Here is a 24,600-nt window from a genome sequence, read left to right as displayed (position 1 = left end):
GCCGTCCGGCTCAACTCCGCACGTCCGGGCCGGCGGTGGCCTCTATCCCGGCGATGATGAGGCGCAGCCCGGCCTCGAAGTTCCGGTCGATGTCGCCGAACATCTCCACCCCGGCCCGCACCGCGAGCGGATAGCCGCTGCCGATCTTCTCCGCGCGCAGGCGTGTGTCGTAGGCGGGGTCGCGGTGCTCCGGCGCACCGGGGTCCGGGTGCACCGACTGCTCCTCGATGACCAGGCCGACGGTGAAGTTGTAGACCGTCCACCAGGCCTGCGCCGCCTGCCGCAGGGTGAACCCCTCCCCGGTGAGCTGGGCGAGGAGGCCTTCGAGCGGGCCGGCGTAGCTGTCGTCGGTCATGCGGGTACCGCTGAAGACCTTGCCGCCGTCGCGGTAGCCGAGGAGTTCGCGGCGCAGGCCGCGGCAGCCCTCGCGGAGGGTGTCCTGCCAGCTCCGGCCGGCACCGCGCGCCGCGTCCCCCTCCCCCGTCAGCTGCGTGGCCATCCGCCGGAACATCGCGGTGGCCATCTCGTCCAGCAGCTCCTGCTTGTTCTTGAAGTGCCAATACAGCGCGGGGGCCTGGACGTTGAGCTCCTTGGCGATACGCCGCAGGGTCAGCCCGTCGAGGCCCACCTCGTTCAGCACCCGCAGGGCCGTGTCGACGATCTGCTGCCGGTCGATGCGCGAAACCATGTTGACAACTTAACACCGTTAAGCGCACCCTCACAACCATGGAACTTAACAACGTTAAGGACGCCGCGGGTGTTACGGACGACCTCCTCACGACCGTCGACGTCCTGATCGCCGGCGCGGGCCCGACCGGCCTCGCCCTCGCCATCGACCTCACCCGCCGCGGACTGCGCCCCCTGCTCGTCGAGCGGCAGGACCGCCTCTCGCCCGGCGCCCGCGGCACCGGTGTGCAGCCGCGCACCCAGGAGGTCTTCGACGACCTCGGTGCGCTGGCGGCCGTACAGGCCGGCGGCGGCAGCTACCCGCACACCGCTCTCTGGGAGAACGGCCGGATCACCGAGACCGCCGTGATGATCGAGGAGACCGACCCGACCCCCGCCGTGCCGTACTCCAACGCCCTGATGGTGCCGCAGTTCCACACCCAGGAAGCGCTGCACGGAAGGCTCCGGGAGCTGGGCGGCCGTGTGCTCCTGGGCACCGAACTCACCGCGTTCACCCAGGACTCCGCGGGGGTGACGGCCCGTCTGCGCGGCGCCGACGGGCAGGAGCGCGACGTGCGCGCCGCCTATCTGGTCGCCGCCGACGGCGGGCGCAGCACCGTCCGCCGGGCGCTGGGCATCGCGATGGGCGGCCCGTCGCTGCCGCCGGGCGCCGCGGTGCTCGCCGACGTCCGGGTGGACGGCCTGGACCGGGACCACTGGCACCGCTGGGTCCTGCCGGACCAGCGGTTCGTCTCCCTCCTCCCGCTCGCCGGCACCGACTCCTTCCAGACCATGATCGCCGCCAACTCCACGGACACCTCGCCCGAGTCGGTCCGCGCCCTGCTCGCGGCCCACACCCACCTCGCCCCCGGGCAGATCCGCGAGGTCCTGTGGGCCTCCCTCTACCGCCCCAAGGCGGGCCTGGCCGACACCTTCCGGGAGGGCAGGGTCTTCCTGGCCGGCGACGCCGCGCACATCCACTCCCCGGCGGGCGGCCAGGGCCTCAACACCAGCGTCCAGGACGCCTACAACCTCGGCTGGAAGCTCGGCCAGGTGCTGCGGTACGGCGCCCCCGCCGCCCTCCTCGACAGCTACGAGACCGAGCGCCGGCCGATCGCCGAGCGCATCCTCGACACCAGTTCCCGGCTGCACCGCTCCGGCTCGCTCCGCCGCGGCCGCGATCTGCACCAGCTCGACATCGGCTACCCCGACAGCCCCCTGTCCCGGGAGCTGCGCCCCGAGACCGCCGAGGGCGTGCCCCGCGCGGGCGACCGGGCGCCCGACGCCCCCTGCACCACCGCCGACGGCCGGCCCACCCGGCTCTTCGACGCCTTCCGCGGCCCGCACTTCACCCTGCTCATCCTCGGAGCGACCGACCTCGACACCGCCGCACTGCCGGCCGATCCGGCCCTGCTGCGCATCGTCCGCGTCGGCGGCCCGGCCCCCGACCTCCTCGACACCGACGGCCATGTCCGCGACGCCTACGGCAGCGCCCCCGCCGCCCTCCTCATCCGCCCCGACGGCTACCTCGCCCTGGCCGCCCCGCCGGAGGACGCCACGGCCCGGGTGGCCGAGGCCCTAGGGACGTACCTCGGCGCGGTCACGGTGCAGGCAGCCGGGTGAACACCGCGGGCCGGCCCGGCGGGCCGGCCCGCGGTCCTCGCCGGCGGGTCCCGGTCAGCGCTCTTTGATCAGCCGCGTGATCACCGGCACCGGGAGGTGCGGGTAGCCGCTCCTCAGATGCCGCACGATCGCCGCCTCGCCCTTCTCCTGCCGCACTCGGCGCACCTCGTCGATGACCTCTGCGCGGAAGTTCTCGTACGTACGGAACGTCCGGTGGAACCAGTCACGCTGTCGCCTGCGGCGGTTGCGGACCGGACCTCCCCCGAACAGCGCGAGCGAGATCAGCATGAGGGCGTTCGCAGGCGCAAGATGCCCGTTGACCGCGAACGCCGCCGTCCCGAAAAGGCCACCGATCCCCAGAAGCATCATCAGTGCCGCCGACGGATACACACGCCTCGGTTCGTACCCGCTCACGCCGCGCCCTTGAGCCATCTGCCGACCGCGGAACGCCTTGCCCATGCCGCTTCATCCCCCTGTATGCCGGTAGTTCTCCACGCGTACTTGTGGAGAACGCAACCTGCCGACCGTAACAACGCCCACCATCCACGCGCAGCGCCAACGCGGCGCATCACCACGGGGTTGGGCCGCGCCTCCTCGACGCCGCGATCGCCCTGAAGGCACGGATTCCGACCGACCGGAGAGACGAGCGGCGACCAGCGCGTCGGCGAGCCGGCACTCTCCTGAGCAATGTCCGCAGGACACCCCTAGCCTTGGCACCCGATGGCACGACAGTGCGCACACCTCGGAGGACGAGAGCAACGATGCGGGCACGGATCGCACTGGGCGACACCGACTGGACCGGGGCGGAACACGCCTACGGCGACGGAGCGGACACCCTCAAGTGGCTTCGCGAGGCCTGCGGTGAGGCCCCGGACCGCGCCGAGCGGGCCGTTCACGTCCTCCACAGCTGTCTGGTCCACCAGGGAAGCGTCTACGCGGGGTCGGCCAAGGCGTACCCCGTTCTCGTGGACCTCCTGCTCGACCCCACGGCACCTGGCCGGGCAACCCTCGCTGACCTGCTGCTCGGCATCACCATCGGCATCGCCGAGACCGAGGCCGTGCACCACGAGGTCCGTGCGGCCCATGCGCGGGCGACACCCCGCCTGCTGTCCCTCCTCGCCGACCCGGTCCGTGAAGTGCGGCACCGCATGGCCTACGTGACCGGGCTGCGCACCGGGCACGAGGAGCTCGCCGTTCCCGCGCTGCGCGAGCGCGCCCTCAGCGAACCGGACCCGCTCATCGCGGCGGTCATGACCGGTGGCGTCGCCCGGCACGACGTCGCCGGCCGTGCCGCGTGGCTCTCCGGCGCGCTGGCGTCCCGTCACACGCCCGCCGTGCGCGCCGCCGCGGCGTGGGGCATCGCCCGAGCCGGACTGCCGTGGACCACCGAGGTGACCACCGCCGTCGCCGAGGCCTGGGAGCACGGCGATGTGCTCAACGGCGATGTCATCGACGGCGAACAGTGGCGCTGGTCGGACAACCCGCTGGCAGAGACGCTCATCGCCATGGCCGACCCGGCCCGCGCGGCGGAGATCTGCCTGCGGTTGACCCGGTCGGAAGACGAGGACACCGCGGAGTGCGGTGCCCTCGCCGCCGTGGCCCTGCTGGAGGAACACCCGCACGGATACCCGGCGTTCGCCCCCGTGGCCGCCGCCGCCCGCGCCCACCGGGACGCCCATATCCGCGCGTACGCCGATGACCTCGACGCCTTCACACCGGCGTAAGAGGGGGATCACGCCGCGAGGTGCCGGAGCGACCGGAGCACGAGAGCCCGGCGAGATCCCCCAAGAGCCCGTCGCTAGACGACCAGTGACAGCAGCAGCACACAGACGATCCCGACCACCGAGATCAGCGTCTCCATCACCGACCAGGTCTTCAGTGTCTGGCCGACGTCCATCCCGAAGTACTCCTTGACCAGCCAGAACCCGGCGTCGTTGACATGGCTGAAGAACAGCGAACCGGCGCCGATGGCCAGCACCAGCAGTGCGGCGTGCGGGGTGGTCATCTCCGCGGCGAGCGGGGCGACCAGTCCGGCGGCGGAGATGGTGGCGACGGTGGCGGAGCCGGTGGCGAGCCGGATGGTGACCGCGATCAGCCAGGCCAGCAGCAGGGTGGAGAGGTTCCAGCCCTGGGAGACCTCCAGGATCATCTGGCCGACGCCGGCGTCCACCAGCGTCTGCTTGAAGCCGCCGCCCGCACCGACGATCAGCAGCACCCCGGCGATCGGGCCGAGCGACTTCTCGACGGTGGTGGCGATCCGGCCCCGGCTGAACCCGGCCGCCCGGCCGAGCGTGAACATCGCGACGACGACGGCGGTGAGCAGCGCGATCAGCGGCGAGCCGATGACGTCGAAGACCCTCTGGACGGTGTGCTCGGGATTGTCGACGACGATGTCCACCAGCGCCTTGGCCAGCATCATCACGACCGGCAGCAGCACGGTGGCCACGGTGATCCCGAAGCCGGGCCGCTTCTTCAGATCGTCGGAGGTGCGCTCGGGGATCAGGTTCTCCGGCGGCTGGATGTCGACCCAGCGGGCCGCGTAGCGGGAGAAGAGCGGCCCGGCGATGATCGCGGTCGGGATCGCGACGACCACCCCGAGTGCGAGCGTGACGCCGAGGTTCGCGCCGACCGCGTCGATCGCCGCGAGCGGCCCGGGGTGCGGGGGTATCAGCCCGTGCATGACGGACAGTCCGGCCAGGGCCGGGATGCCGATCCGCATCAGCGAGAAGTTGCCGCGCTTGGCGACCAGCAGCACCACCGGGATCAGCAGCACGATGCCGACCTCGAAGAAGATCGGCAGCCCGACGATCCCGGCGATCAGCACCATCGCCCAGGGCATCGCCCGCCGGCCCGCCTTCGCCAGGATCGTGTCGACGATCTGGTCCGCGCCGCCGGAGTCGGCGAGCAGCCGCCCGAGGACGGCGCCGAGCGCGATCAGCACGCCGGTGCCCGCCACGGTCGTGCCCAGGCCCGCCGAGAAGCTGGTGATCGTCTTGTCGAGCGGTGCGCCGGCCACCGCGCCGAGCACCAGTGAGCCGATGATCAGCGACAGGAAGGCGTGCAGCTTGAACTGGGTGATGAGCAGGACGATGACGGCTATGCCGGCCAGGACGGCGATGCCCAGCTGCGCGTGACCGGCCGTGGTGATCGGCTCGGCCGCGTCCGCTGCGAGCATCTCGACGCTGAGATGTGTCACGGCGATTCCCTAGGTTGAACGGAGGGGGAAGGGTGCTGCGTTACCTGTGGGGGGTGGGGTGCGGAGGGGCGCCGGTCCGGGCTAGCCGGCCGCCGCTTCCCGGGTGCGGAGTGCGGCCACGGCCCGCCCGGCGATCTCCTCCGGGGTGCCGGAGACATCGACGGCGACGCCGGCCTCGCCGGGCCCGAGCGGTTCGAGCGTGGCGAACTGGGAGTCCAGCAGCGCGGCCGGCATGAAGTGGCCCCTGCGCTCGGCCATCCGCTCCTCGATCAGCGCGCGTTCGCCGGTGAGGTGGAGGAAGACGAGGCCGGGGGCGGCGGCCCGCAGCCGGTCGCGGTAGGCGCGCTTGAGCGCGGAGCTGCTGACCACCCCGCCGTGCCCGGCCCGCTCGCCCGCCCAGGCCCCTATGGCGTCGAGCCAGGGGCCGCGGTCGTCGTCGTCCAGCGGGATGCCCGCCGACATCTTGGTGATGTTGGCCGGCGGATGGAAGTCGTCGCCCTCGGCGTACGGGACGCCCAGTGCGGCGGCCACCAGCGGGCCGATCGTGGTCTTGCCGGTGCCGGCCACGCCCATCACGACGATCACGTCGGGGGTGCTCATCCCGTGTACCTCGCTGTCTTCCTCGACCTCGTACGCCGTAGCGCGCGGCCCCCACTGAAACCCATTAGGTACGACGTATTCAAGAGCCTGTGATGCAAACGTCATACTTAATTGCCCGGGGTGCGGGAACGTAGGCTTGGCCCATGGAAAACGAGGGGAAGGGGCTGCACGCCCGCGTGCTGGAGTCCCTGGGACCCGCGATCACCGCGGGCGACTACCCTCCGGGCACGGTCCTGCGCACGGACGAACTGGAGCAGCGCTTCGACGTCTCGCGCACGGTCATCCGCGAGGCGATCCGGGTCCTGGAATCCATGCGGCTGGTCGCCTCCCGGCGCCGGGTGGGGGTGACCGTCCGCCCCACCGAGGAGTGGAACGTCTACGACCCGCGGGTCATCGGCTGGCGGCTGGCCGGCCGGGACCGCCCCCGGCAGCTGCGCTCGCTGACCGTGCTGCGCTCGGCCGTCGAACCGGTCGCCGCGGGCCTGGCCGCCCAGCACGCCACCCCCGAACAGTGCGCCCGCCTCACCGAGGAGGCGATGGGCATGGTCGCCACCTCACGCGGCCAGCAGCTCGACGCCTATCTCGTCCACGACACGGCCTTCCACCGGGTGGTGCTGACCGCCTCGGGCAACGAGATGTTCGCCCGGCTCGGCGATGTGGTCGCCGCCGTCCTGACCGGCCGCACCCAGCACCAGGTGATGTTCACCGACCCCGACCCGGCAGCGGTCACCCTCCATGTGCAGGTCGCGGAGGCGGTACGCACCGGCGACGCGGCACGGGCGGAGTCCCTGACCCGCGAGATCACCGCCGGGGCGCTGGCCGAACTGGACGTCCTGGCACCGTAGTCGCGCGCCGGAACCGCACCGCACCGGCTCCGCCACCGCCCGTACGCCCGGCGGCTCCGCGGCTCAGAACAACGGCTGCTGCCCGGGGAACGGCGGCTCCTCCGGGTCGAACAGCTTCTCCGCCGGCGCCATCATCGGCGCCATCCTGCGCGACCCCGGGCAGGAGATCAGTTCCAGCACCGTCCGCCGGCCGGGCGGGTCATGACGGGCGAAGCGGCCGCCGACAACGGCGATCTCTCGGGTGCAGACGGGGCACGTGCGGCGGGGTGACGACATGACACCAGTGTCGCTCAGCCCCGCCCGCCGGTCACCAGCCGCCGTCCCCGTGGACACCGGCCCCCACCGCGCCCTCAGAACGCGTCCGTCGGCACATACGTCCCCCACACCTCCCGCAGCGCCTCGCACGCCTCGCCCACCGTCGCCCGCGCGCGCAGTGCCTCGCGCAGCGGATAGAGCACGTTGTCCGTGCCCTCGGCGGCCTTGCGCAGGTCGTCGAGGGCCCCGGAGACCGTGCGCCGGTTGCGGCGGGCCCGCAGGGTGGCGAGCCGTTCGGCCTGCTGGGCCTCGATGGCGGGGTCGACCCGCAGCGGTTCGTAGGGTTCCTCCTCGTCGAGCTGGAAGCGGTTGACGCCGACCACGATCCGTTCGCCGGCATCCGTCTCCTGCGCGATGCGGTAGGCGTTGCGCTCGATCTCGTCCTTCTGGAAGCCCCGCTCGATGGCGGCCACCGCACCGCCCAGGTCCTCGACCCGCCCCATCAGCGCCACGGCCGCCTCCTCCACCTCGTCCGTCATCGACTCGACGGCGTAGGACCCGGCGAACGGGTCGACGGTGGCGGTCACATCGGTCTCGTACGCGAGCACCTGCTGGGTCCGCAGCGCGAGCCGGGCCGACTTGTCCGTGGGCAGCGCGATGGCCTCGTCGAAGGAGTTGGTGTGCAGCGACTGGGTGCCGCCGAGGACGGCGGCGAGCCCCTGGACGGTGACCCGGGCGAGGTTCACCTCCGGCTGCTGGGCGGTGAGCTGCACCCCCGCGGTCTGGGTGTGGAACCGCAGCATCATCGACCTGGGGTTCCTCGCGCCGAACTCCTCCCGCATCACCCGGGCCCAGATCCGGCGCGCGGCACGGAACTTGGCGACCTCTTCGAGCAGCGTGGTGCGCGAGACGAAGAAGAACGACAGCCGGGGCGCGAAGTCGTCCACGTCCATCCCGGCGGCGACGGCGGTACGGACGTAGGCGATGCCGTTGGCGAGGGTGAAGGCGATCTCCTGCGCGGGGGAGGCGCCCGCCTCGGCCATGTGGTAGCCGGAGATGGAGATGGTGTTCCACCGGGGGATCTCCGCGCGGCAGTACTGGAAGATGTCCGCGGTCAGCCGCAGCGACGGCTGCGGCGGGAAGATATAGGTGCCGCGCGCGATGTACTCCTTGAGGACGTCGTTCTGGATGGTCCCGTTCAGCTGACCGGCCGCCACCCCCTGCTCCTCCCCCACCAGTTGGTAGAGGAGCAGCAGCAGCGCCGCGGGGGCGTTGATCGTCATCGACGTCGACACCTGGTCCAGCGGGATGCCGCCGAACAGCACCCGCATGTCCTCGACGGAGTCGATGGCCACCCCGACCTTGCCGACCTCGCCGGAGGCGATCGGGGTGTCCGAGTCGTGGCCCATCTGGGTCGGCAGGTCGAAGGCGACGGACAGGCCCGTCGTGCCGTGGGCGATCAGCTGCCGGTAGCGGGCGTTGGACTCGCGCGCGGTACCGAAGCCGGCGTACTGCCGCATCGTCCAGGGCCGCCCGGTGTACATCGAGGGGTACACCCCCCGGGTGAAGGGGTAGTCGCCGGGCGCGCCGAGCCTGCGCTCGGGGTCCCAGCCGGCCAGCGCCGCCGGCCCGTACACCGGCTCGATGGGCAGCCCGCTCTCGTTGTACCGCACACTGCCCGCCTCGGGTGCCATGGGTGTACGCCTCCCACCGGGTGACCGGTTCGTCCAGGTTTACGCCTTGCTCACAGCATGCCCGCAGGTTCGCCGCCGCGCAGCACTGGGAAGAGTCACCGGTGGCCGGTCGGGCCGCCGAGATCCGGGGGTTGCGCATGCAGCGGAGCAGTGGACGAGGTACGGCGCCGGCGGTGGCCACGGTGCTGGTGGTGGCGGCGCTCGCGGTGGGCTGCCGCCCCGTCACGGTCACCGGGGCCGGCGCGCCGGACAGCAAGGGCGTCCGCTACGCCCCCACCACGCCCGCTCCCCCGCCACTCGGCCACCACCCGCCGCCGGCCCCCGCCCGGCACGCGACGAGACCGCACCCCGTGCGCACCGCCCGCCCCGCCCCGCCGGCCTCCCGGCCGCTGATGGCGGTGGGCTCACGCGGGACGCAGGTCCGCGAACTCCAGGCGCGACTGGCCCAGCTGGGCCTGTTCGGCCGCGCCCCGACGGGCCTCTACGCCTCGGTCACCGCACGCGCGGTGCGCGCCTTCCAGAAGCGGTGGGGCCTGCCCCGTACGGGCACCGTGCGGCCCGCGACCTGGCGCGCCCTGCGGTCACAGACCCGCCGCCCGTCGCACGCGGAGCTGTATCCGCCGACCACCCGCCCGGTCGGCGTGCCCGATCCGCGCTGCATGACGGGCAGGGTGATCTGCATCAGCAAGCGGAGCAACACGCTCACCTGGGTGGTCAACGGCCGGGTCGTCTCGGCGATGGACGTCCGCTTCGGCTCGCAATACACCCCCACCCGCGAGGGCACCTTCCACATCACCTTCAAGAGCCGCCATCACGTCTCGACGCTGTACCACACGGCCATGCCCTACGCGATGTTCTTCAGCGGCGGCCAGGCCGTCCACTACTCGGCGGACTTCGCCGCCCACGGCTACCGCGGCGCCTCCCACGGCTGCGTCAACGTCCGCGACAGAAGGAAACTCGCCACCCTCTTCACCACAGCCAAGCCAGGCACCAAGGTGGTCATCTACCACTGACCCGCACATACGCGGGGACCGAAGAAGGTCTCTGACCGAAGCGAGAATTGCTCCACCCCCACCCGGAGCAACCACATCCGCGAGAGCGGCGCCGACTCAGGCGCAAGAGGGAGAAGGGCGCGGGCAGGGCCGGGGGAACGTGCCCCGCCCGCGCCATGTGCGCTGAGCCGTGGGTACGGGGGGAACCCCGGCTCCTCGCGCAGCCGATGACCAGTCGGCTTCACTCAGTACTGCGTCACCCGCTCGAAAAACGTCACACCTACGGGGTGGAGGTTCCGCCCGGGCCCTCGTTTCCGGGGTCCGTGGCGGTCACCGAGGGGTCGGGCGCCGAGGTGGGCGTGCCGGGGCCGGGGGTGGTGCCGGGCGGCTGGGAGGGGTGGTGGTCGTCGTCCTCGTCGCCCGAGCCGCCGCTCTGGCCGGTGCCGCCGGTGGAGCCGCCGAAGCCGTCGCCGCCGCCGGAGTTGCCGCCGGTCTGGTAGCGGGCGAGGTAGGCACGGCAGAAGAGGTGGACCTTGTCGGCGCCGCCGGCCTTGCGTTCGAGGCGCCGCAGGGTGTCGCGGTCCATGCCGTCCCGCTTGCCGGACTCGTAGCTCCGGCACAGGGAGAGCAGCAGGTTGTTCTTGTCGCCCTGGCCGGGGAGGGTGCCGGTGCCGCCGGGTCTGTCGTCGTGTCCGGTGCCGCCGCTGGGGGTGCCGCGGCCGGGGCGCTTGGTGGCGCCGGGGCTGCTGCCGGGTGCGGGGGTCTCGGTGCGACCGGCCGACTTCCTGTCGGGGGTGGGGTCGGGGGTGTGTCCCGTGGTGCCGTCGGTCTGGGCGCCGGGCTCGCGGGTGTCGAACGGCCCGGGGGACTCGGCGGCGGAGACGCTGGAGGCGGGTGTGGGTTCGTCGTCGCCCCGGAAGGGGGTGGGCAGCACTCCGGTGCCGGCGCCGACGGCGACACCGCCGATGGCGCAGGCGGCGAGGGCCACGGCGAAGCCGCGCCGGAAGGGGCGGCCGAGGCGGGTGCGTTCGGTGGCGCGTGCGGTGTGTCCGCCGGAAAGGGGTTCGGCGGCGGCGTGCTGCGCGGCGCCGGCGCCGCGGCGGGCGGCCTGCCGGAACGCGGCGACGGCGGCCTCTTCACCGGGGAGTTCGGCTGAGCCGGGCGTCCGGCTGCCGACCGCGGCGGCGGCCTGGAGGAGCTGTTCGAGTTCGCGTGCGCCGTCACCGTGCCGGGCACTGACCTGTTCACCGCGCAGCAATCGCTCCGCGGTGTCCTTGTCGAGCCAGTTGTACCGGTCGTCGGCCATCACATGTCCTTCTGCGTTCGTGCGGCCGTTTCCGTCACACCTGGTACGTACGATTCCGTCACGCCGTCGTGGCGCCTTCTGCCCTGTACGGGCACCCCGTTCACCGTTCCACCACCTCGGCGCGCGCCCGGTGCGGACCGCTCCGAGGGGGCGCCCTGCTGTGGGCCGGCGCCGTCTTCGCCGCCGTCCTGACCGTTGTCGTTCCGCCCGTCGGGGCCGGGGCCGGGCATCTCACCGAGGAGTTCGGCGAGCCGTCGCAGCCCGCGGTGCGCGGCGGTGCGCACCGCCCCGGCCCGTTTGCCGAGCACCTCGGCGGCGCTCTTGGCGTCGAGCCCGACCACCACCCGGAGCACCACGGCCTCGGCCTGGTCCTGCGGCAGCCTGGCTATCAGCCGCATGGTGTGGCCGGTGCCCAGGGATTCGAGGGCCTCACCCGCGGTGTCGGACGCGGCGGGGGTGTCTGCCAGTTCGCTCTCGTCGCCGCCGATCGCCGGACGGCGGCCGCGCATCCGGATGTGGTCGAGGGCGCGGTTGCGGGCGATACGGGCGGCCCACCCGCGGAAGCGGTCGGCGTCGCCGCTGAAGCGGGCGAGGTCACGGGTGATCTGGAGCCAGGCTTCGGAGGTGACGTCCTCTACGTCCGGTTCGCTCACCAAGGTCCGCACATACCCCAGAAGTCGGGGATGTACGGCGCGATAGACGGTACGGAACGCCGCCTCGTCGCCGTCCTGCGCCGCCTGCACGGCCGCCGTCAGCCGACGGTCGTCCGGCTGAATGTCGTCCCCTCGCACGGGTCCATCCTGTCGCACGCGGAATGTCCGCCGCCCGGTCCTTGCTGCATTGTCGCTTCACTCGGCCATGTCACCGGCCCGGTTCCGCCTGCGGCGCCGGAACTGTGCCGACTGCCGCCGCCGGCCACCGTCGGCCGGAAACCCCCGGTAACCCGGGATGTTCCTGCTGACCGTAACGCGTGAGCCGGCGTGCTCCACACCCGGGAGGGGCGCACCGCCCGCTCCGGCGGGACCGGGAAAGCGGGCGCGGACGGCGTCGCCGGGGCACCGGCCGAGTGCGCGCACGAATCCATCGGGAGCTCCCGGGGGAGGACGGCGTTCCGGACCGCGGCAAGCGGCGCGAACACCGCGCCCACCAGCGCAGATCCGCACGTTACGGGCCCCGCCCGGCCCGCGTCCAGACCACGAGCCGTACCCCTGCCCGTACCCCGTGTGACGCTTTCGCGTCGTCTGGCGCTGTATCGGATAGGGGGCCGTCACCGGCCCTTCGCGAACGACGGCCGGGGCCTCTCCTGTGGGGGGTGGCGGCCCCGGCCGTCCTCGCTTCTCTCACCCGTTTCTTACCGGGCCGGTGGTCACACCCGGCTCGCCAGCACCTTGAACTGCGACCAGGACAGGGTGGGTGTCCGCGGGTCCCAGGTCTTCTGCGCCAGCGCCGCCAGCGGCAGCCGGATACCGGCCGCCACCTGCGCCGCGGTCTGCGCCTGCGCCCGGTCGCACCAGATCGCGAAGCGCGCCCCGGGAATCCGGTCCGGGCCGGTCATGCTCGCGGGCACCGTCACCGGCCGGGTGCCGCGGATCACCAGAGGGGTCCAGCTCTCGTAGATCCGCTGGCCGGTCGGGTAGACGAACTGGTTGGGCTCACCGAGGACGTAGTAGAGGTACTCGTCGTTGAAGTTCATGACGTTGCGGCCCTCGCGCAGGAAGTCCGAGGGATCACGGTGGCCGGACTCCTTGCCGGTCCAGTAGTCGACCATCCGGTTCTTGTCGGCGGACACCTGCGGGCTGGAGAAGAAGCCGTCGTTCCAGGCCTCGATCCGGTTCTTGCCCTTGGCCTGCACGGTCTTCTGCCGGTCGTTGAGCCAGCCGGTCGTGAGGTCCTCGATGGTGCCGTTGGGCCCGTACTTCTGCCGTGCGGCCCGCGCGAGCTGCGGGTACTTGGTCGCCGGAGAGGACGACATCAGGGCCTGGTACTCGTCGCCGCCCAGGTGCCAGTACGCCGGGGCGCCCTTGGGGTTGGTGAACAGCTCGCTCATTTCCCTCAGCAGCGAGTCGATCAGCGGGGCGGACTTGGGGTTGGAGATGTCGATCGCGCCGGTGATCACCCGGCCCTGCGCGTTGCGCAGCTGGAGCTCGGGATAGTGGGCCAGCACGGCGCCCAGGTGGCCGGGCGAGTCGAGTTCCGGGACGACGGAGATGTGCAGACTGCGGGCGAGGGCGACGATCTGCCGGATCTGCGCCTTGGTGAGGTGGTCGGCGGAGACGATCTGGGGGTGGGTGTCGCTCTGGATGCGGAAGCCCTGGTCGTCGGAGAAGTGCAGCTGGAACTGGTTGAGCTTGAGGTCGGCGATCTCCCGGAGCCGGGCCTCGATCCAGTCCTGGGTGAACGGCTTGCGGGCGTTGTCCAGTGACATCCCGCGCTGCGGGCGGCCGGGCCGGTCCTGGATGGTGCCCTCGGGCAGTCCGCCGGCGGCGCGCACGGCCTGTTTGACGGTGCGGGTGCCGTAGAAGATTCCGGCGTCGGTGGGGGCCGTGAGAGTGAGCCGGGTGCCGTCGGCGGTGAGCGTGTAGGCCTCGTCGGCGGCGCCCCGGACGGGCACGTTGTCCGCCTGGTCCACACCGTTCTTGCCCGTCAGCTTCACCTCGACGTCGCCCGGCCGTACGGTCTGGTCGCCGTAGACGACGGTCAGCCCGAGGTCGCGGGCCATCCGCTGGGCCTCGTCGGCGACATTGCTCTTCTCGCCGGCCGGTACGACCACCCGGGCCCCCTTGGAGGGCCGCCAGCCACGGCCGTCGGCGGCGCGGAAGTCGCGGACGGCGGGGATGACCCGCGGTGTCCCGGTCACCGGCGCCCAGGTCGGGGTGGCTCCGGCGGAGGTGGGGTTGACCTTGGCGCTGGTGCTCCCGGGCGGCTCGGTGTCCGCGGTGCCGGTGCAGCCGGCGAGCAGCAGGGCTCCGGCGAGGGCCGCGGCCGGCAGTGCGGACCGGGCTGCCGGGCCCCGGAGCCCGGTCGGCGGCGTCGCGGGGTACGGCGAGGCCGAGGGCCGCGGGGCGCGCGGCGGCCGCATCGGGTTCGACATCGTGCAATCCTCACTTTTCGGGGCGAAGGCATTGCCAGGTGTGCGGAGCGGGTCGTCCACGGAACGCGCGGAAGCTCTCCCATCCGGGTGAAATTCGCGCATCCGTCGGACAGTCGTCGCCAGGCGTCGTTAGCGTGGCGTCTCCGGTGTCACCCCCTTCACAGGGCTCTCCCGGAACCGCCGGAAACCGCCGGGGTGACGTCGCACACGTACCACCGCCATACCCGCCGCCGCCTCGTACGCATCCCGGCTTCGGTCCGCATCTCCCCCAGCTTCCTTCAGTCCTCCGTCCCGCACCTGTCGAACCGCCCTATTCGCATCCGTCCGAGGAGCCCATGCTGTCCGGTGACATCCCGGCCGCCCGGCCGACGACGCTGCCCCCTCCGCAGCCGCCGCGGCGCGGCATATCTCCGCGGGTCCCCGGTGCCGCACTGCCGCGCCCGGGCGCCGGGGCGACCGGCCTCCCCCGTTTCAACGCACTGCCCCGGGACGGCGCCCTGGCCTCGCTGCTGAGCTGCTGCGGCAGCCTCCGCTGGGCCGAGCGGGTCGCCGCACACCGCCCGTATCCCGATGTGGAGTCCCTGCTCGCCGCGTCCGACGAGGCCTGTTACGACCTGACCGCGGCCGAGCTGGACGAGGCGCTCGCCGAGGAGTCGCTCTCCCCGCAGCCGCTCGTCGGCGCCCGCGGCCCCGGCACACTGGCCGCCCACACCGCACTGCGCGCCGCGCACGCCGAGTACGAGCGGCGCTTTCGCCATGTCTTCGTCATCTGTCTGGACGGCTACCGCGACGAGGAGCTGCTCGACCAGGTGCTGGCCGCGATCCGCACCCGGCTGGGCCACGAGCCCGACGAGGAGCGGGCGGTCGCCGCGGACGAGCTGCGCCGGCTGACCCGCGGACGGCTGGCCCGGCTCACGGCCTCGGTTCCGTAACGGCTCACGGCCTCCGGCCCGTAGGGGATCACGGCCGTCTGGCCGGTAATGTTCCGTTTCGCACTTGTGTGATAGCCCGTTGGTGGCTGTTTGATCACACCTGAGGACCCCGGCGCAAGGAACCGACAACACGTCGCTACGATGGCCAGGGCCGGTGGACCGTACCCGGCCGGGCCCGACCGACAGAGAAGCCGGCTGGCCCCAATCCCCGCTCCCGGAGGGTTTTTCCGTGCCGGCTGGAACGCTGTACCGCGGCCGGGAAGGCATGTGGTCCTGGGTGGCTCATCGAGTCACCGGCGTCCTCATCTTCTTCTTCCTGTTCGTTCACGTCCTCGACACCGCACTCGTCCGCGTCTCCCCCGAGGCGTACGACGACGTCGTGGCGACCTACAAGACGCCGATCGTCAATGTGATGGAGTACGGCCTGGTGGCCGCCATCCTCTTCCACGCGCTGAACGGCCTGCGGGTCATCGCCGTGGACTTCTGGTCCAAGGGCCCGAAGTACCAGAAGCAGCTGCTGTGGACCGTTGTCGGTGTCTGGGTCGTCCTGATGGCCGGTGCCTTCTACCCCGTGCTGCAGCACACCCTGCGCACGCTGTTCGGGAGCTGACGCGAGATGTCTGCTGAAACCACCCCCGCGGGTACCACGGGCGCGGACGACAGCGTCTCGCTCTATGACGTGGACCACCCGGCTCCGGTCATCGAGGCGCCGCGCAAGCGCACGGCCAAGACCCCGAAGTCGACCCGTACCAACTTCGAGCTGTACGGCTGGCTGTTCATGCGGCTGTCCGGCATCGTGCTGGTCGTCCTGGTCCTGGGTCACCTGCTGATCCAGCTGGTCCTCGACGGCGGCGTCTCCAAGATCGGCTTCGCGTTCGTGGCCGGCCGCTGGGCCTCGCCGTTCTGGCAGGTCTGGGACCTGCTGATGCTGTGGCTGGCCATGCTGCACGGCGCCAACGGCCTGCGTACGGTCATCAACGACTACGCGCAGCGGGACAACACCCGCTTCTGGCTGAAGATGCTGCTGTACACCGCGACGGTGTTCACCGTCCTTCTGGGCACGCTGGTGATCTTCACCTTCGACCCGAACATCTCCTGAAGCCGGGGCTGACTGGAACCATGAAGATCCACAAGTACGACACCGTCATCGTCGGCGCCGGTGGCGCGGGCATGCGTGCGGCCATCGAGTCGACCAAGCGCAGCCGCACCGCGGTCCTGACGAAGCTCTACCCGACCCGCTCCCACACCGGCGCCGCCCAGGGCGGTATGGCCGCCGCCCTCGCGAACGTCGAGGAGGACAACTGGGAGTGGCACACCTTCGACACGATCAAGGGTGGCGACTACCTGGTCGACCAGGACGCCGCCGAGATCCTCGCGAAGGAGGCCATCGACTCGGTCCTCGACCTGGAGAAGATGGGCCTGCCGTTCAACCGCACGCCGGACGGCACGATCGACCAGCGCCGCTTCGGCGGTCACTCCCGTAACCACGGTGAGGCCCCGGTCCGCCGGTCCTGCTACGCCTCGGACCGCACCGGCCACATGATCCTCCAGACGCTGTACCAGAACTGCGTCAAGGAGGGCGTGGAGTTCTTCAACGAGTTCTACGTGCTGGACCTGCTGCTCCAGGACGTCGACGGCGTCAAGAAGTCCGCCGGTGTGGTCGCGTACGAGCTGGCCACCGGCGAGATCCACGTCTTCCAGGCGAAGGCGATCATCTTCGCGTCCGGCGGCACCGGCAAGTTCTTCAAGGTGACCTCCAACGCGCACACCCTGACCGGTGACGGCCAGGCCGCGGCCTACCGCCGCGGGCTGCCGCTGGAGGACATGGAGTTCTTCCAGTTCCACCCGACGGGCATCTGGCGCATGGGCATCCTGCTGACGGAGGGCGCCCGTGGTGAGGGCGGCATCCTCCGCAACAAGGACGGCGAGCGCTTCATGGAGAAGTACGCGCCCGTCATGAAGGACCTCGCCTCGCGTGACGTCGTCTCGCGCTCCATCTACACGGAGATCCGCGAGGGCCGCGGCTGCGGTCCCGAGGGCGACCACGTCTACCTGGACCTCACCCACCTGCCGCCGGAGCAGCTGGACGCCAAGCTCCCGGACATCACCGAGTTCGCGCGGACCTACCTCGGTATCGAGCCCTACACGGACCCGATCCCGATCCAGCCGACCGCGCACTACGCCATGGGCGGCATCCCGACCAACGTCGAGGGCGAGGTGCTGGCCGACAACACCACCGTCGTGCCGGGCCTGTACGCCGCCGGCGAGGTGGCCTGTGTCTCCGTGCACGGCGCCAACCGCCTGGGCACCAACTCGCTCCTGGACATCAACGTCTTCGGGCGCCGGGCCGGCATCGCGGCGGCGGAGTACTCGGCCACCGCCGAGTACGTCGAGCTGCCCGAGGACCCGGCGAAGCTGGTCGCCGAACAGGTCGAGCGGCTGCGCAACTCCACGGGCAGCGAGCGGGTCACCGAGATCCGCAAGGAGCTGCAGGAGACCATGGACGCCAACGTGATGGTGTTCCGCACCGAGCAGACGATCAAGACCGCGGTCGAGAAGATCGGCGAGCTGCGCGAGCGCTACCTGAACGTGTCCATCCAGGACAAGGGCAAGCGGTTCAACACCGACCTGCTGGAGGCCATCGAGCTGGGCAACCTCCTCGACCTGGCCGAGGTGATGGCGGTGTCCGCGCTCGCCCGCAAGGAGTCCCGCGGCGGTCACTACCGCGAGGACTACCCCAACCGCGACGACGTCAACTTCATGCGGCACACCATGGCGTACCGCGAGGTGGGCGCAGACGGCGCCGAGTCGATCCGCCTCGACTACAAGCCGGTCGTGCAGACCCGCTACCAGCCGATGGAGCGTAAGTACTGATGAGCACCCCGACTCTCGACAAGCACTCCGCGGCGCTGGACGCGGCCGAGGACGGCGCTTCGCACCTGATCACGGTCACCTTCCGCATCCGCCGGTTCAACCCGGAGGTCTCGGAGGACGCCGGCTGGGAGGACTTCCAGCTGGAGATCGACCCCAAGGAGCGCGTCCTGGACGCCCTCCACAAGATCAAGTGGGAGCTCGACGGGACGCTGACCTTCCGCCGCTCCTGCGCCCACGGCATCTGCGGCTCGGACGCCATGCGGATCAACGGCCGCAACCGTCTCGCCTGCAAGACGCTGATCAAGGACATCAACCCGGAGAAGCCGATCACGGTCGAGGCCATCAAGGGCCTCACCGTGATGAAGGACCTTGTCGTCGACATGGAGCCCTTCTTCCAGGCCTATCGCGATGTGATGCCCTTCCTCATCACGACCGGCAACGAGCCGACCCGTGAGCGCCGGCAGTCCGCCGAGGACCGCGAGCGCTTCGACGACACCACCAAGTGCATCCTGTGCGCCGCCTGCACGTCCTCGTGCCCGGTGTTCTGGAACGACGGCCAGTACTTCGGCCCGGCGGCGATCGTCAACGCGCACCGCTTCATCTTCGACTCGCGTGACGAGGGCGGCGAGCAGCGGCTGGAGATCCTCAACGACAAGGACGGCGTCTGGCGCTGCCGGACGACGTTCAACTGCACGGACGCCTGCCCGCGCGGTATCGAGGTCACCAAGGCCATCCAGGAAGTCAAGCGGGCGCTGATCACCCGCCGCTTCTGAGCCCGGCGGCGATCCGGGTCCCGACCCGGCCGCCGAGCAACGCCGGCATCTCCCGAAGGGCCTCGCCTCCGTATCCCCGGAGGCGGGGCCCTTCGGCACGGTCGCTCACCCTCTCCTTCACCGGGTACACCAGCACCGGCGGCAGGGCGTCGTCCACCAGCGCCACCGGCACCGCACGGCAGAAGTACGACGGGACGAACACCAGCCCCCGCCCTTCCAGATACAGGTCCCGCTCCACCGGGTAGCCGACCTCCAGCACCGGCGGCCGCCAGCGCATCACCGGCCCGAACGTCCGCAGCATCGCCACCGCCCCGGACTGCGCCAGCGCATGCCTGCGCAACGCCCGGTCCGCGCCGACCCGTTCGGCGATCCGCGGCCAGCTCGGCGCCACCGCCGTGTGGTGGTACGTCCGCAGGCTGCGCGCGAGCCGGCGCAGCGCGGCCGGCTCGCCGTCCGCGATCCCGCGCGCCCAGCCCGGCAGCGCCCGGTGCCCCGACAGCAGCACCAACTCGGACCGCAGCCGCTCCCGCGGGGTGCTCATCACGGCCTCCAGCCCCGGCTCCACCCCGTCCAGGCCCGCGAAAGGCGTGAGGAAGTCCGGGAAGTAGCCGTACCGCGGCACCAGCGGCAGCAGGGTCCGCAGCGGCCCCGGCCCGTGCCGTACGGCGTGCTGCCGCCAGGCGGCCAGCGCCGGTTCGGCCCGGCTCTCCCGCAGCGCGTGCAGACTCAGCACCGTCTCCCATAACGGGTCGGCCCCCTCGGCCACTCGCGTACGCACCAGATCCTGCGCGGTGAAGTGCACTCGCAGCACATCGTCCCCCTGAGTCCCCGCCGCCTCCCCGAGCGGCGTGCTCACGAGGATCTGTCCGAAGTGCGGACGTCCGCAAGCGGAACTGGTGGGTAGGGTCGGGGGGTTGGGCGGTGCTTTGGGCAGGGGGTCGGGCGGGGTCGGCGGCGGGTAGCTCAGGCCGACCGCAACGCCTTCGCCGCCAGCGCCTCGCCCTCCGCCCGGCGCGCCTGCATGACCTGCGCATACGCGGCGAGCGCGGCCCGCTTTCGGGTCAACTCGGCTATCTCCGCCTCCAGTTGCGCCATCTGCCGGTTCAGGACGCCGCTGGAGAACGCACACGCCTGCAGCCCGGGGCCGCCCTGGGCGCAGGGCAGCAGCGCACGGATGTCGTCGGTGTTCAGCCCGACGGCGAGGAGTTCCCTGATCCGCCCGACGCGCTCCACCGACTCCCCTGCGTCGTAGCGCCGGTAGCCGTTGCCGTCCCGCCGGGCGTGGAGCAGCCCCCGCTGCTCGTAATAGCGCAGCACCCGCGTGCTGACTCCCGTCCGCCGTGCCAGCTCACCGATCCGCATCCGTCCCCCTCCAACGCCGGGCCGTACCACCGGTGCCGGGCCGCCTTGACCTTCACACCGGCGTCAAGGTGCAACCTCGTGGCCATGACGCAGATTCCCGCCGCGCACACCGCGCCCACCGCCCTCCCGCCCCTGTCCACCACCGTCGCCGGCGATCCGGCCGGACCCGGCATCCTGCTGGCCCACGGAGCGACCGGCAGCATCCGGGACAACTACGGCGGCCTCATCCCCGCGCTGACCGTCACCGGCCATCGCGTCGTGGCCCCCGACTACCCGGGCTCCGGTGAAACCCCGCGCGCCACCGGCCCGTTGCAGCTGGACGCACTGGCCGACGCCCTGGTCGCCGCGGCCACCGCGGCCGGCCTGGAGACCTTCACCCTGATCGGCTACTCGATGGGCACCGCTGTCTCCGTACGGGCCGCCGCCCGCCACCCCGAGCGGGTACGCGGCCTCGTGCTGACGGCGGGCCTCGCAGCGGCGGATGCCCGTACGGCCGTCTGGCTCGACCTGTACCTGCACCTCCTGGAGCGCGCCGACCACACCGGCTTCGCCCACGCCCGCGCCCTCAGCGGCTTCGCCCCCGCCCACTTCAACGCCCTGTCCCCCGCGGAACGGGCCGCCGCACTGGACCCGGACCCGTCACTGCCGCCGAGCGGCTCCGCCGAACAGGCGTCACTCGCCCGCACCTTGGACACCACCGCCGACCTGCCCGGCATCTCGGTGCCGACCCTGGTCATCGCCACCACGCTGGACGCACTGGTACACCCGTCCCACTCGCGCTACCTGGCGGACCACATCCCCGGCGCCGTCCACACCGAGATCGCCACCGGCCATCTGCCCATGGTCGAACGCCCGGAGGAGTGGCAGGGCCTGATCCAGGGCTTCTTGGGGCGGCATGGGCTGTGACGGAGGGGGCGGGTGGGGACGCGGCTTGTGACGGACGGCGTCGCGCCGCTACCGCTCCCCCTCCAGGACCTTGTCCAGGAAGGCGTCCAGGTTGCGCACGGTGCGCGCGATCCGCTCCTCCAGCGGCAGCGTCTCCTCGTGCCGCCCGGCGAGCTGGGACCTCTTACGCCCCCGCACGTAGAGGGAACAGGCCAGGTCGGCACAGAGATACGTCCCGACGGTGTTCCCCTGCCGCCCCAGCGGCCCGGCCCGGCGCGCGGCGAGCAGACTGACCCCGGACCCCGGGTGCCCGGTCACACAGACCGAACACACCGTCGTCTTGGTGAAACTCCGCCGCACCCCCTGCGGCCGCCGCAGCGTCACCCCGGTGATCCCGTCCCCCCGCGGCGCCACCAGATAACTCCGGTCCGGCGCGCCCGGGTCCCGCCACCCCAGGAAGTCCAGATCCGCCCAGGGGAGTTCGGCCAGCCCCACGGGCAGATTGATCCGGCTCGCCTCGCCCTTCGAGCAATTGACGAACGAGGCGCGTATAGCTTTTTCACCTACGGGGTCCATGGGGTGGGAAGGTAACAGCGGGTCCGGGCAGGTGTCGCCGGAATTTCCTCCCGCCCGGCACCACCTGCCTCCGGGCAGCGGCGGCGTCCGGCCGCGTTGACAACCGGCAACAGCTGCGCCCCTGGCACGCGGAATCTGCGCGACCCGGCGGGGTGAACGCTGCGGCCGCGGCAGTCGCCTCAGCCCCAGCTCTGACCGCCTGCGCTCTTGCGGCGGGACACCCGGACGATGGCGATGACGGCCCCGACGACCACCAGAACTCCGACGCCGATGCCGCCGTAGAGGAGGGCCTTGTTCATAATCGCCTTGCCGCCCATCGGCGGGTCGGCGTCCTGCGCTCCGGCGTCCAGCTGCGCTGAGGCCTTGCCCTTCGGCATCGGCAGCGGGCCTTCCTTGGAGCCTGCGGGGATGTCCTTCCGCAGGGCGGGGCCGGGCTGGATGTAGCCGTAGCCGTAGTGCGCGTCCGGGACCTTGAGGTCCTTCTGGTCGCTGGGCAGGCCTGCCGTCTTCACCAGGCGGTTGGCGATCTGGCCTGGCGTGAGGTCGGGGTACTTCTCCTTGAGGAGGGCGACTGCGGCGGAGACGTAGGCCGTCGAGCCTGAGTTGCCGTTCTCGGTGTGGTAGCTGGAGTCGCTCTTGCCCGTCGCGGCCGGGATCTTCACCCCGGGTGCGAGCAGGTCCATGTCGGAGTTGTAGTTGTTGAATTCAGCCGATTTGCCGTACTCGTCGACCGCACCGACCCCGATCACACCGGGGCAGCCCACCGGATAGTTCTTCTCGGTCGCGGACTCGTTACCCATGCCGGCCACCACCACGGCGCCCTTGGAGATCGCGTAATGGATGGCTTCGCACGTGTCGGCCGAACGGCCCTCGGTGTAGGACATGTTGATGACGTCAGCACCGTGGTCCGCCGCCCAGCGCGTGGCCAGCCCGGAGTTCTTGTACTCCGGAACGGGAAGGATCTTGGCGTCGGGCGCCAAGCCCTTGACGCCCTCGGAGCCCCCCGGGCCGTGGCCACGGCCTGCGATGATCGCCGCCATACCGGTACCGTGGTCAAGAACGCTCTCACCCGGATCGAGGTTCTTGGCCCCCTCTTCCTGGGTTGCCTTCCCGAAGTCCGGCCCGGGGAGGAACTGTCCCCTCAGATCTTGGTGGGTCTTCCGGAAACCCGTGTCGAGGACGGCCACCTTCACGCCCTTGCCCGTGGCCTCCTTCCACAGCTGCTCGGCCCCGAACGCTTCCAACGGCCACAGATCCTTGCGGGTTTGATCCGCGGAGGCGGTACCGCTCGCGGTGATGAGCAGCGCGCCGGTCAGCGCGGCACCCACCGTCGCGCGCAGTGTTCGGGTGACCCTCATGCTTGGCTCCTTCTCGCTGTGCTGTCCGGGCGGCAGTGTTCCATCATGACGAGAGGCCCCGCACCCTCGGGGTGCGGGGCCACTCCTTACCAGCCGTCATACGACGGTGCAGGTGTCCTACTCGATGACGCGAGGCGCCACGTTGCGCTGCGGCGTCCAGGTCTCTTCGTCCTCGACGAGGTAGTCGGGGCGCTGACCGGTGGTGCGCTCCTTCTCCTTCTTGTCCTTGCCCTTGGCTCCGGCGGCCCCCATGCCCGCCTGCTGGCCGCCACGGCTGCGGTGCAGTCCAGCACCGCCCTGCTTGGCGCCGCCCGCGGGGCCGCCCGGCTTGCCGACCATGCCGCCACGGGTACGCGCCTGCGCACCGCTGCGGCCTGCCACGCCCGCCTTGCCGCCCTTGGCGCCGCCCGCACCTGCCGCGCCCGGCATGCCGCCTCGCATGCCGCCGGCGCCCGGTACACCACGGCCGCCACCGGAACGCAGGGCGCCCCCTGGCATACCGATGGGGCCCGGCGGCATCGCGCCGCCCGGACCGCCGCCCGGGCCGCCGACCACGCCGTGTCCGCCGCCGGAGGGGAGACCGCTGTGCCCACCGGAAACCGAGGGCGGGGTCATGGTGCCGCCCTGCACGCTGTCGAGTCCGGTCGTGACCGGGAGATCCGGCCGGCTGATCTTGGGTCCGTCGAATCCGGCCGGGACCGCGCCACCACCCGCACCGCTGGGCTGGTGCGGTGTGACCGACGACGGGTCCGGGTGGAACCTGTCGGCCGTGTCGGGCATTCGCACCGGAGGCGGATGCTGGTTGCTCGAGGGCTCCTTCGGCCAGTCGCCGTTGAGGCCGTCGTCGCCGTCGTCCTGCCAGATCTCGGCACGTCCCGAGTAGTGGCTCGCCAGCTCATCCATCACGATGACGGCCTCGACCTGGCGCTCCTTGGTCAGGGACAGCTTGTCCCGGTTGAGCGCCAGCGCCTGGCGGGTGTCCATCTTCGGGTTCGCCATGTCCCGATGGAACTGGGAGTCGTCGCCGCTGTCGTCCTTGAAGCGGTCCCACTTGCCCGGGTTGTGGATCTTGGACATGGCGGTCATGGCCTCGCGCAGGTTGTGGGCGAGGCCCACATGCGGACCCGACTCACGCGAGCCGATCAAGGACGCCTCGGCCTTGCGGGCATGCCGGTACGTCTTGTCGATCTTGCTGAGGACGCTGACGGCCTCCCGGCGGAACGCGTCCGCCGCCGAGCCCTCCCAGTGCGCCGTCGCGTGATCGACGGCATCCATGAACTTCTTGCGGATGCCCCCCTGGCCGTCGTGCCCACCGAGCATGTCGGCGGACTTGCGCCAGTGGTCGCCAGCAGCCTCGAGCGTGTCCGGCTTGGCGTTCTCGATCATCTTGCGGAGCGCGTCGATGCCGTGGTGATGGAAGTCGGAAGGAGAGCGCGGGGTCAGGCGCTGGCCCTTGAAGGACTTCAGCTTGTCCGCCCGCTCATCATCCTCCCGCTGCTTCTCCATCGCCTGAGCGCTCTCACGCTCTTCCATGGCACTAACCACAACGGCCCCCCTTCATCGTCATTCCTC

The 24,600-nt window shown here is 71.5% G+C and carries 24 protein-coding genes; 10 read left to right on the top strand and 14 right to left on the bottom strand.

Going from position 1 to position 24,600, the window contains the following annotated elements:
• Positions 1 to 10: 10 nt before the first annotated feature.
• Positions 11 to 688, bottom strand: a complete 678-nt coding sequence (locus ACWC9R_RS06720; RefSeq protein WP_450729297.1) for a TetR/AcrR family transcriptional regulator C-terminal domain-containing protein — start codon at positions 686 to 688, stop codon at positions 11 to 13.
• A 38-nt stretch (positions 689 to 726) separates the two neighbouring features.
• Between ACWC9R_RS06720 and ACWC9R_RS06715 the strand changes: the two genes are divergently transcribed.
• Positions 727 to 2,289 (top strand): FAD-dependent monooxygenase, encoded by a 1,563-nt coding sequence (locus ACWC9R_RS06715; protein WP_450729296.1) that lies wholly within the window; start codon positions 727 to 729, stop codon positions 2,287 to 2,289.
• Between the two features lie 54 nt (positions 2,290 to 2,343).
• On the opposite strand, the gene ACWC9R_RS06710 is transcribed toward ACWC9R_RS06715, so the two are convergent.
• Positions 2,344 to 2,748 (bottom strand): hypothetical protein, encoded by a 405-nt coding sequence (locus ACWC9R_RS06710; RefSeq protein WP_450729295.1) that lies wholly within the window; start codon positions 2,746 to 2,748, stop codon positions 2,344 to 2,346.
• A 302-nt stretch (positions 2,749 to 3,050) separates the two neighbouring features.
• On the opposite strand from ACWC9R_RS06710, the gene ACWC9R_RS06705 reads away from it, so the two are divergent.
• Complete coding sequence (locus ACWC9R_RS06705) at positions 3,051 to 4,013, top strand: hypothetical protein (protein ID WP_450729294.1); 963 nt, start codon at positions 3,051 to 3,053, stop codon at positions 4,011 to 4,013.
• Positions 4,014 to 4,087: 74 nt separating this feature from the next.
• Here ACWC9R_RS06705 and ACWC9R_RS06700 read toward each other — a convergent pair whose 3' ends face one another.
• Positions 4,088 to 5,485, bottom strand: a complete 1,398-nt coding sequence (locus ACWC9R_RS06700; RefSeq protein ID WP_450729293.1) for a GntT/GntP/DsdX family permease — start codon at positions 5,483 to 5,485, stop codon at positions 4,088 to 4,090.
• A gap of 81 nt (positions 5,486 to 5,566) precedes the next feature.
• Positions 5,567 to 6,085 carry a gluconokinase gene (locus ACWC9R_RS06695; RefSeq protein ID WP_362604424.1) on the bottom strand — a complete coding sequence of 173 codons (519 nt, stop codon included), beginning with the start codon at positions 6,083 to 6,085 and terminating at the stop codon, positions 5,567 to 5,569.
• 143 nt (positions 6,086 to 6,228) lie between these two features.
• Here ACWC9R_RS06695 and ACWC9R_RS06690 point away from each other — a divergent pair, with 143 nt between their 5' ends.
• A complete protein-coding gene (locus ACWC9R_RS06690) occupies positions 6,229 to 6,930 on the top strand; it encodes a FadR/GntR family transcriptional regulator (protein ID WP_450729292.1) in 702 nt (233 codons plus the stop codon).
• A 63-nt stretch (positions 6,931 to 6,993) separates the two neighbouring features.
• Here the strand turns inward: ACWC9R_RS06690 and ACWC9R_RS06685 are convergent, their stop codons facing one another.
• Together ACWC9R_RS06685 and ACWC9R_RS06680 are read right to left on the bottom strand one after the other, a co-directional pair.
• Entirely contained in the window at positions 6,994 to 7,206 is a 213-nt protein-coding gene (locus ACWC9R_RS06685) for a hypothetical protein (RefSeq protein ID WP_362604427.1), read from the bottom strand.
• 74 nt (positions 7,207 to 7,280) lie between these two features.
• Positions 7,281 to 8,879, bottom strand: a complete 1,599-nt coding sequence (locus ACWC9R_RS06680; RefSeq protein ID WP_450729291.1) for an acyl-CoA mutase large subunit family protein — start codon at positions 8,877 to 8,879, stop codon at positions 7,281 to 7,283.
• A 137-nt stretch (positions 8,880 to 9,016) separates the two neighbouring features.
• Here ACWC9R_RS06680 and ACWC9R_RS06675 point away from each other — a divergent pair, with 137 nt between their 5' ends.
• On the top strand, positions 9,017 to 9,892 hold the full coding sequence (locus ACWC9R_RS06675) for a L,D-transpeptidase family protein (RefSeq protein ID WP_450729290.1): 876 nt from the start codon (positions 9,017 to 9,019) through the stop codon (positions 9,890 to 9,892).
• A 259-nt stretch (positions 9,893 to 10,151) separates the two neighbouring features.
• Here ACWC9R_RS06675 and ACWC9R_RS06670 read toward each other — a convergent pair whose 3' ends face one another.
• From ACWC9R_RS06670 to ACWC9R_RS06660, 3 genes are all read right to left on the bottom strand, one after another.
• On the bottom strand, positions 10,152 to 11,177 hold the full coding sequence (locus ACWC9R_RS06670; RefSeq protein ID WP_450729289.1) for a hypothetical protein: 1,026 nt from the start codon (positions 11,175 to 11,177) through the stop codon (positions 10,152 to 10,154).
• Entirely contained in the window at positions 11,177 to 11,968 is a 792-nt protein-coding gene (locus tag ACWC9R_RS06665) for an RNA polymerase sigma factor (RefSeq protein ID WP_450729288.1), read from the bottom strand. Before ACWC9R_RS06665 ends, ACWC9R_RS06670 begins: the two co-directional genes overlap by 1 nt.
• Positions 11,969 to 12,543: 575 nt before the next feature.
• Entirely contained in the window at positions 12,544 to 14,268 is a 1,725-nt protein-coding gene (locus ACWC9R_RS06660) for a beta-N-acetylhexosaminidase (RefSeq protein WP_450729287.1), read from the bottom strand.
• 335 nt (positions 14,269 to 14,603) lie between these two features.
• Here ACWC9R_RS06660 and ACWC9R_RS06655 point away from each other — a divergent pair, with 335 nt between their 5' ends.
• The 5 genes from ACWC9R_RS06655 to ACWC9R_RS06635 all read left to right on the top strand — a co-directional run bounded on the left by ACWC9R_RS06655 (position 14,604) and on the right by ACWC9R_RS06635 (position 18,847).
• Entirely contained in the window at positions 14,604 to 15,200 is a 597-nt protein-coding gene (locus tag ACWC9R_RS06655; RefSeq protein WP_450729286.1) for a 2-oxo-4-hydroxy-4-carboxy-5-ureidoimidazoline decarboxylase, read from the top strand.
• Between the two features lie 229 nt (positions 15,201 to 15,429).
• Positions 15,430 to 15,810: a succinate dehydrogenase, cytochrome b556 subunit gene (gene sdhC, locus ACWC9R_RS06650; RefSeq protein ID WP_362604441.1), complete on the top strand. Its 381-nt coding sequence runs from the start codon at positions 15,430 to 15,432 to the stop codon at positions 15,808 to 15,810.
• Between the two features lie 6 nt (positions 15,811 to 15,816).
• Positions 15,817 to 16,299 (top strand): succinate dehydrogenase hydrophobic membrane anchor subunit, encoded by a 483-nt coding sequence (locus ACWC9R_RS06645; RefSeq protein WP_450729285.1) that lies wholly within the window; start codon positions 15,817 to 15,819, stop codon positions 16,297 to 16,299.
• A gap of 20 nt (positions 16,300 to 16,319) precedes the next feature.
• Positions 16,320 to 18,074, top strand: coding sequence for a succinate dehydrogenase flavoprotein subunit (gene sdhA / locus ACWC9R_RS06640; protein WP_450729284.1), 1,755 nt, complete (start codon positions 16,320 to 16,322; stop codon positions 18,072 to 18,074).
• Positions 18,074 to 18,847, top strand: coding sequence for a succinate dehydrogenase iron-sulfur subunit (locus tag ACWC9R_RS06635; protein WP_328384971.1), 774 nt, complete (start codon positions 18,074 to 18,076; stop codon positions 18,845 to 18,847). The genes sdhA and ACWC9R_RS06635 overlap by 1 nt, the downstream gene beginning before the upstream one ends.
• Here ACWC9R_RS06635 and ACWC9R_RS06630 read toward each other — a convergent pair.
• Together ACWC9R_RS06630 and ACWC9R_RS06625 are read right to left on the bottom strand one after the other, a co-directional pair.
• Positions 18,831 to 19,703, bottom strand: a complete 873-nt coding sequence (locus tag ACWC9R_RS06630) for a hypothetical protein (protein ID WP_450729283.1) — start codon at positions 19,701 to 19,703, stop codon at positions 18,831 to 18,833. The genes ACWC9R_RS06635 and ACWC9R_RS06630 overlap by 17 nt on opposite strands.
• Positions 19,704 to 19,810: 107 nt before the next feature.
• Entirely contained in the window at positions 19,811 to 20,209 is a 399-nt protein-coding gene (locus ACWC9R_RS06625; RefSeq protein WP_450729282.1) for a MerR family transcriptional regulator, read from the bottom strand.
• Positions 20,210 to 20,293: 84 nt separating this feature from the next.
• Between ACWC9R_RS06625 and ACWC9R_RS06620 the strand changes: the two genes are divergently transcribed.
• Positions 20,294 to 21,115 (top strand): alpha/beta fold hydrolase, encoded by an 822-nt coding sequence (locus ACWC9R_RS06620; protein WP_450729281.1) that lies wholly within the window; start codon positions 20,294 to 20,296, stop codon positions 21,113 to 21,115.
• Positions 21,116 to 21,163: 48 nt separating this feature from the next.
• Here the strand turns inward: ACWC9R_RS06620 and ACWC9R_RS06615 are convergent, their stop codons facing one another.
• From ACWC9R_RS06615 to ACWC9R_RS06605, 3 genes are all read right to left on the bottom strand, one after another.
• Positions 21,164 to 21,670 (bottom strand): FBP domain-containing protein, encoded by a 507-nt coding sequence (locus ACWC9R_RS06615; protein WP_450729280.1) that lies wholly within the window; start codon positions 21,668 to 21,670, stop codon positions 21,164 to 21,166.
• A 179-nt stretch (positions 21,671 to 21,849) separates the two neighbouring features.
• Positions 21,850 to 23,028: a S8 family peptidase gene (locus tag ACWC9R_RS06610; protein ID WP_450729279.1), complete on the bottom strand. Its 1,179-nt coding sequence runs from the start codon at positions 23,026 to 23,028 to the stop codon at positions 21,850 to 21,852.
• A gap of 117 nt (positions 23,029 to 23,145) precedes the next feature.
• Complete coding sequence (locus ACWC9R_RS06605; RefSeq protein ID WP_450729278.1) at positions 23,146 to 24,561, bottom strand: hypothetical protein; 1,416 nt, start codon at positions 24,559 to 24,561, stop codon at positions 23,146 to 23,148.
• Positions 24,562 to 24,600 lie beyond the last annotated feature (39 nt).

The sequence above is a fragment of the Streptomyces sp. NPDC001219 genome, assembly GCF_053597915.1.
The sequence above is the reverse complement of the archived record's forward strand: the minus strand, read 5'-3'. Positions and strand labels throughout refer to the sequence as shown.

Excerpts from the sequence above, each read along its gene's own strand:
- ACWC9R_RS06720 (WP_450729297.1), bottom strand. The coding sequence starts at position 688 with ATGGTTTCGCGCATCGACCGGCAGCAGATCGTCGACACGGCCCTGCGG.
- ACWC9R_RS06715 (WP_450729296.1), top strand. The coding sequence starts at position 727 with ATGGAACTTAACAACGTTAAGGACGCCGCGGGTGTTACGGACGACCTC.
- ACWC9R_RS06710 (WP_450729295.1), bottom strand. The coding sequence starts at position 2,748 with ATGGGCAAGGCGTTCCGCGGTCGGCAGATGGCTCAAGGGCGCGGCGTG.
- ACWC9R_RS06705 (WP_450729294.1), top strand. The coding sequence starts at position 3,051 with ATGCGGGCACGGATCGCACTGGGCGACACCGACTGGACCGGGGCGGAA.
- ACWC9R_RS06695 (WP_362604424.1), bottom strand. The coding sequence starts at position 6,085 with ATGAGCACCCCCGACGTGATCGTCGTGATGGGCGTGGCCGGCACCGGC.
- ACWC9R_RS06690 (WP_450729292.1), top strand. The coding sequence starts at position 6,229 with ATGGAAAACGAGGGGAAGGGGCTGCACGCCCGCGTGCTGGAGTCCCTG.
- ACWC9R_RS06685 (WP_362604427.1), bottom strand. The coding sequence starts at position 7,206 with ATGTCGTCACCCCGCCGCACGTGCCCCGTCTGCACCCGAGAGATCGCC.
- ACWC9R_RS06680 (WP_450729291.1), bottom strand. The coding sequence starts at position 8,879 with ATGGCACCCGAGGCGGGCAGTGTGCGGTACAACGAGAGCGGGCTGCCC.
- ACWC9R_RS06675 (WP_450729290.1), top strand. The coding sequence starts at position 9,017 with ATGCAGCGGAGCAGTGGACGAGGTACGGCGCCGGCGGTGGCCACGGTG.
- ACWC9R_RS06670 (WP_450729289.1), bottom strand. The coding sequence starts at position 11,177 with ATGGCCGACGACCGGTACAACTGGCTCGACAAGGACACCGCGGAGCGA.
- ACWC9R_RS06660 (WP_450729287.1), bottom strand. The coding sequence starts at position 14,268 with ATGTCGAACCCGATGCGGCCGCCGCGCGCCCCGCGGCCCTCGGCCTCG.
- ACWC9R_RS06655 (WP_450729286.1), top strand. The coding sequence starts at position 14,604 with ATGCTGTCCGGTGACATCCCGGCCGCCCGGCCGACGACGCTGCCCCCT.
- ACWC9R_RS06645 (WP_450729285.1), top strand. The coding sequence starts at position 15,817 with ATGTCTGCTGAAACCACCCCCGCGGGTACCACGGGCGCGGACGACAGC.
- sdhA (WP_450729284.1), top strand. The coding sequence starts at position 16,320 with ATGAAGATCCACAAGTACGACACCGTCATCGTCGGCGCCGGTGGCGCG.
- ACWC9R_RS06635 (WP_328384971.1), top strand. The coding sequence starts at position 18,074 with ATGAGCACCCCGACTCTCGACAAGCACTCCGCGGCGCTGGACGCGGCC.
- ACWC9R_RS06625 (WP_450729282.1), bottom strand. The coding sequence starts at position 20,209 with ATGCGGATCGGTGAGCTGGCACGGCGGACGGGAGTCAGCACGCGGGTG.
- ACWC9R_RS06620 (WP_450729281.1), top strand. The coding sequence starts at position 20,294 with ATGACGCAGATTCCCGCCGCGCACACCGCGCCCACCGCCCTCCCGCCC.
- ACWC9R_RS06615 (WP_450729280.1), bottom strand. The coding sequence starts at position 21,670 with ATGGACCCCGTAGGTGAAAAAGCTATACGCGCCTCGTTCGTCAATTGC.
- ACWC9R_RS06610 (WP_450729279.1), bottom strand. The coding sequence starts at position 23,028 with ATGAGGGTCACCCGAACACTGCGCGCGACGGTGGGTGCCGCGCTGACC.
- ACWC9R_RS06605 (WP_450729278.1), bottom strand. The coding sequence starts at position 24,561 with ATGGAAGAGCGTGAGAGCGCTCAGGCGATGGAGAAGCAGCGGGAGGAT.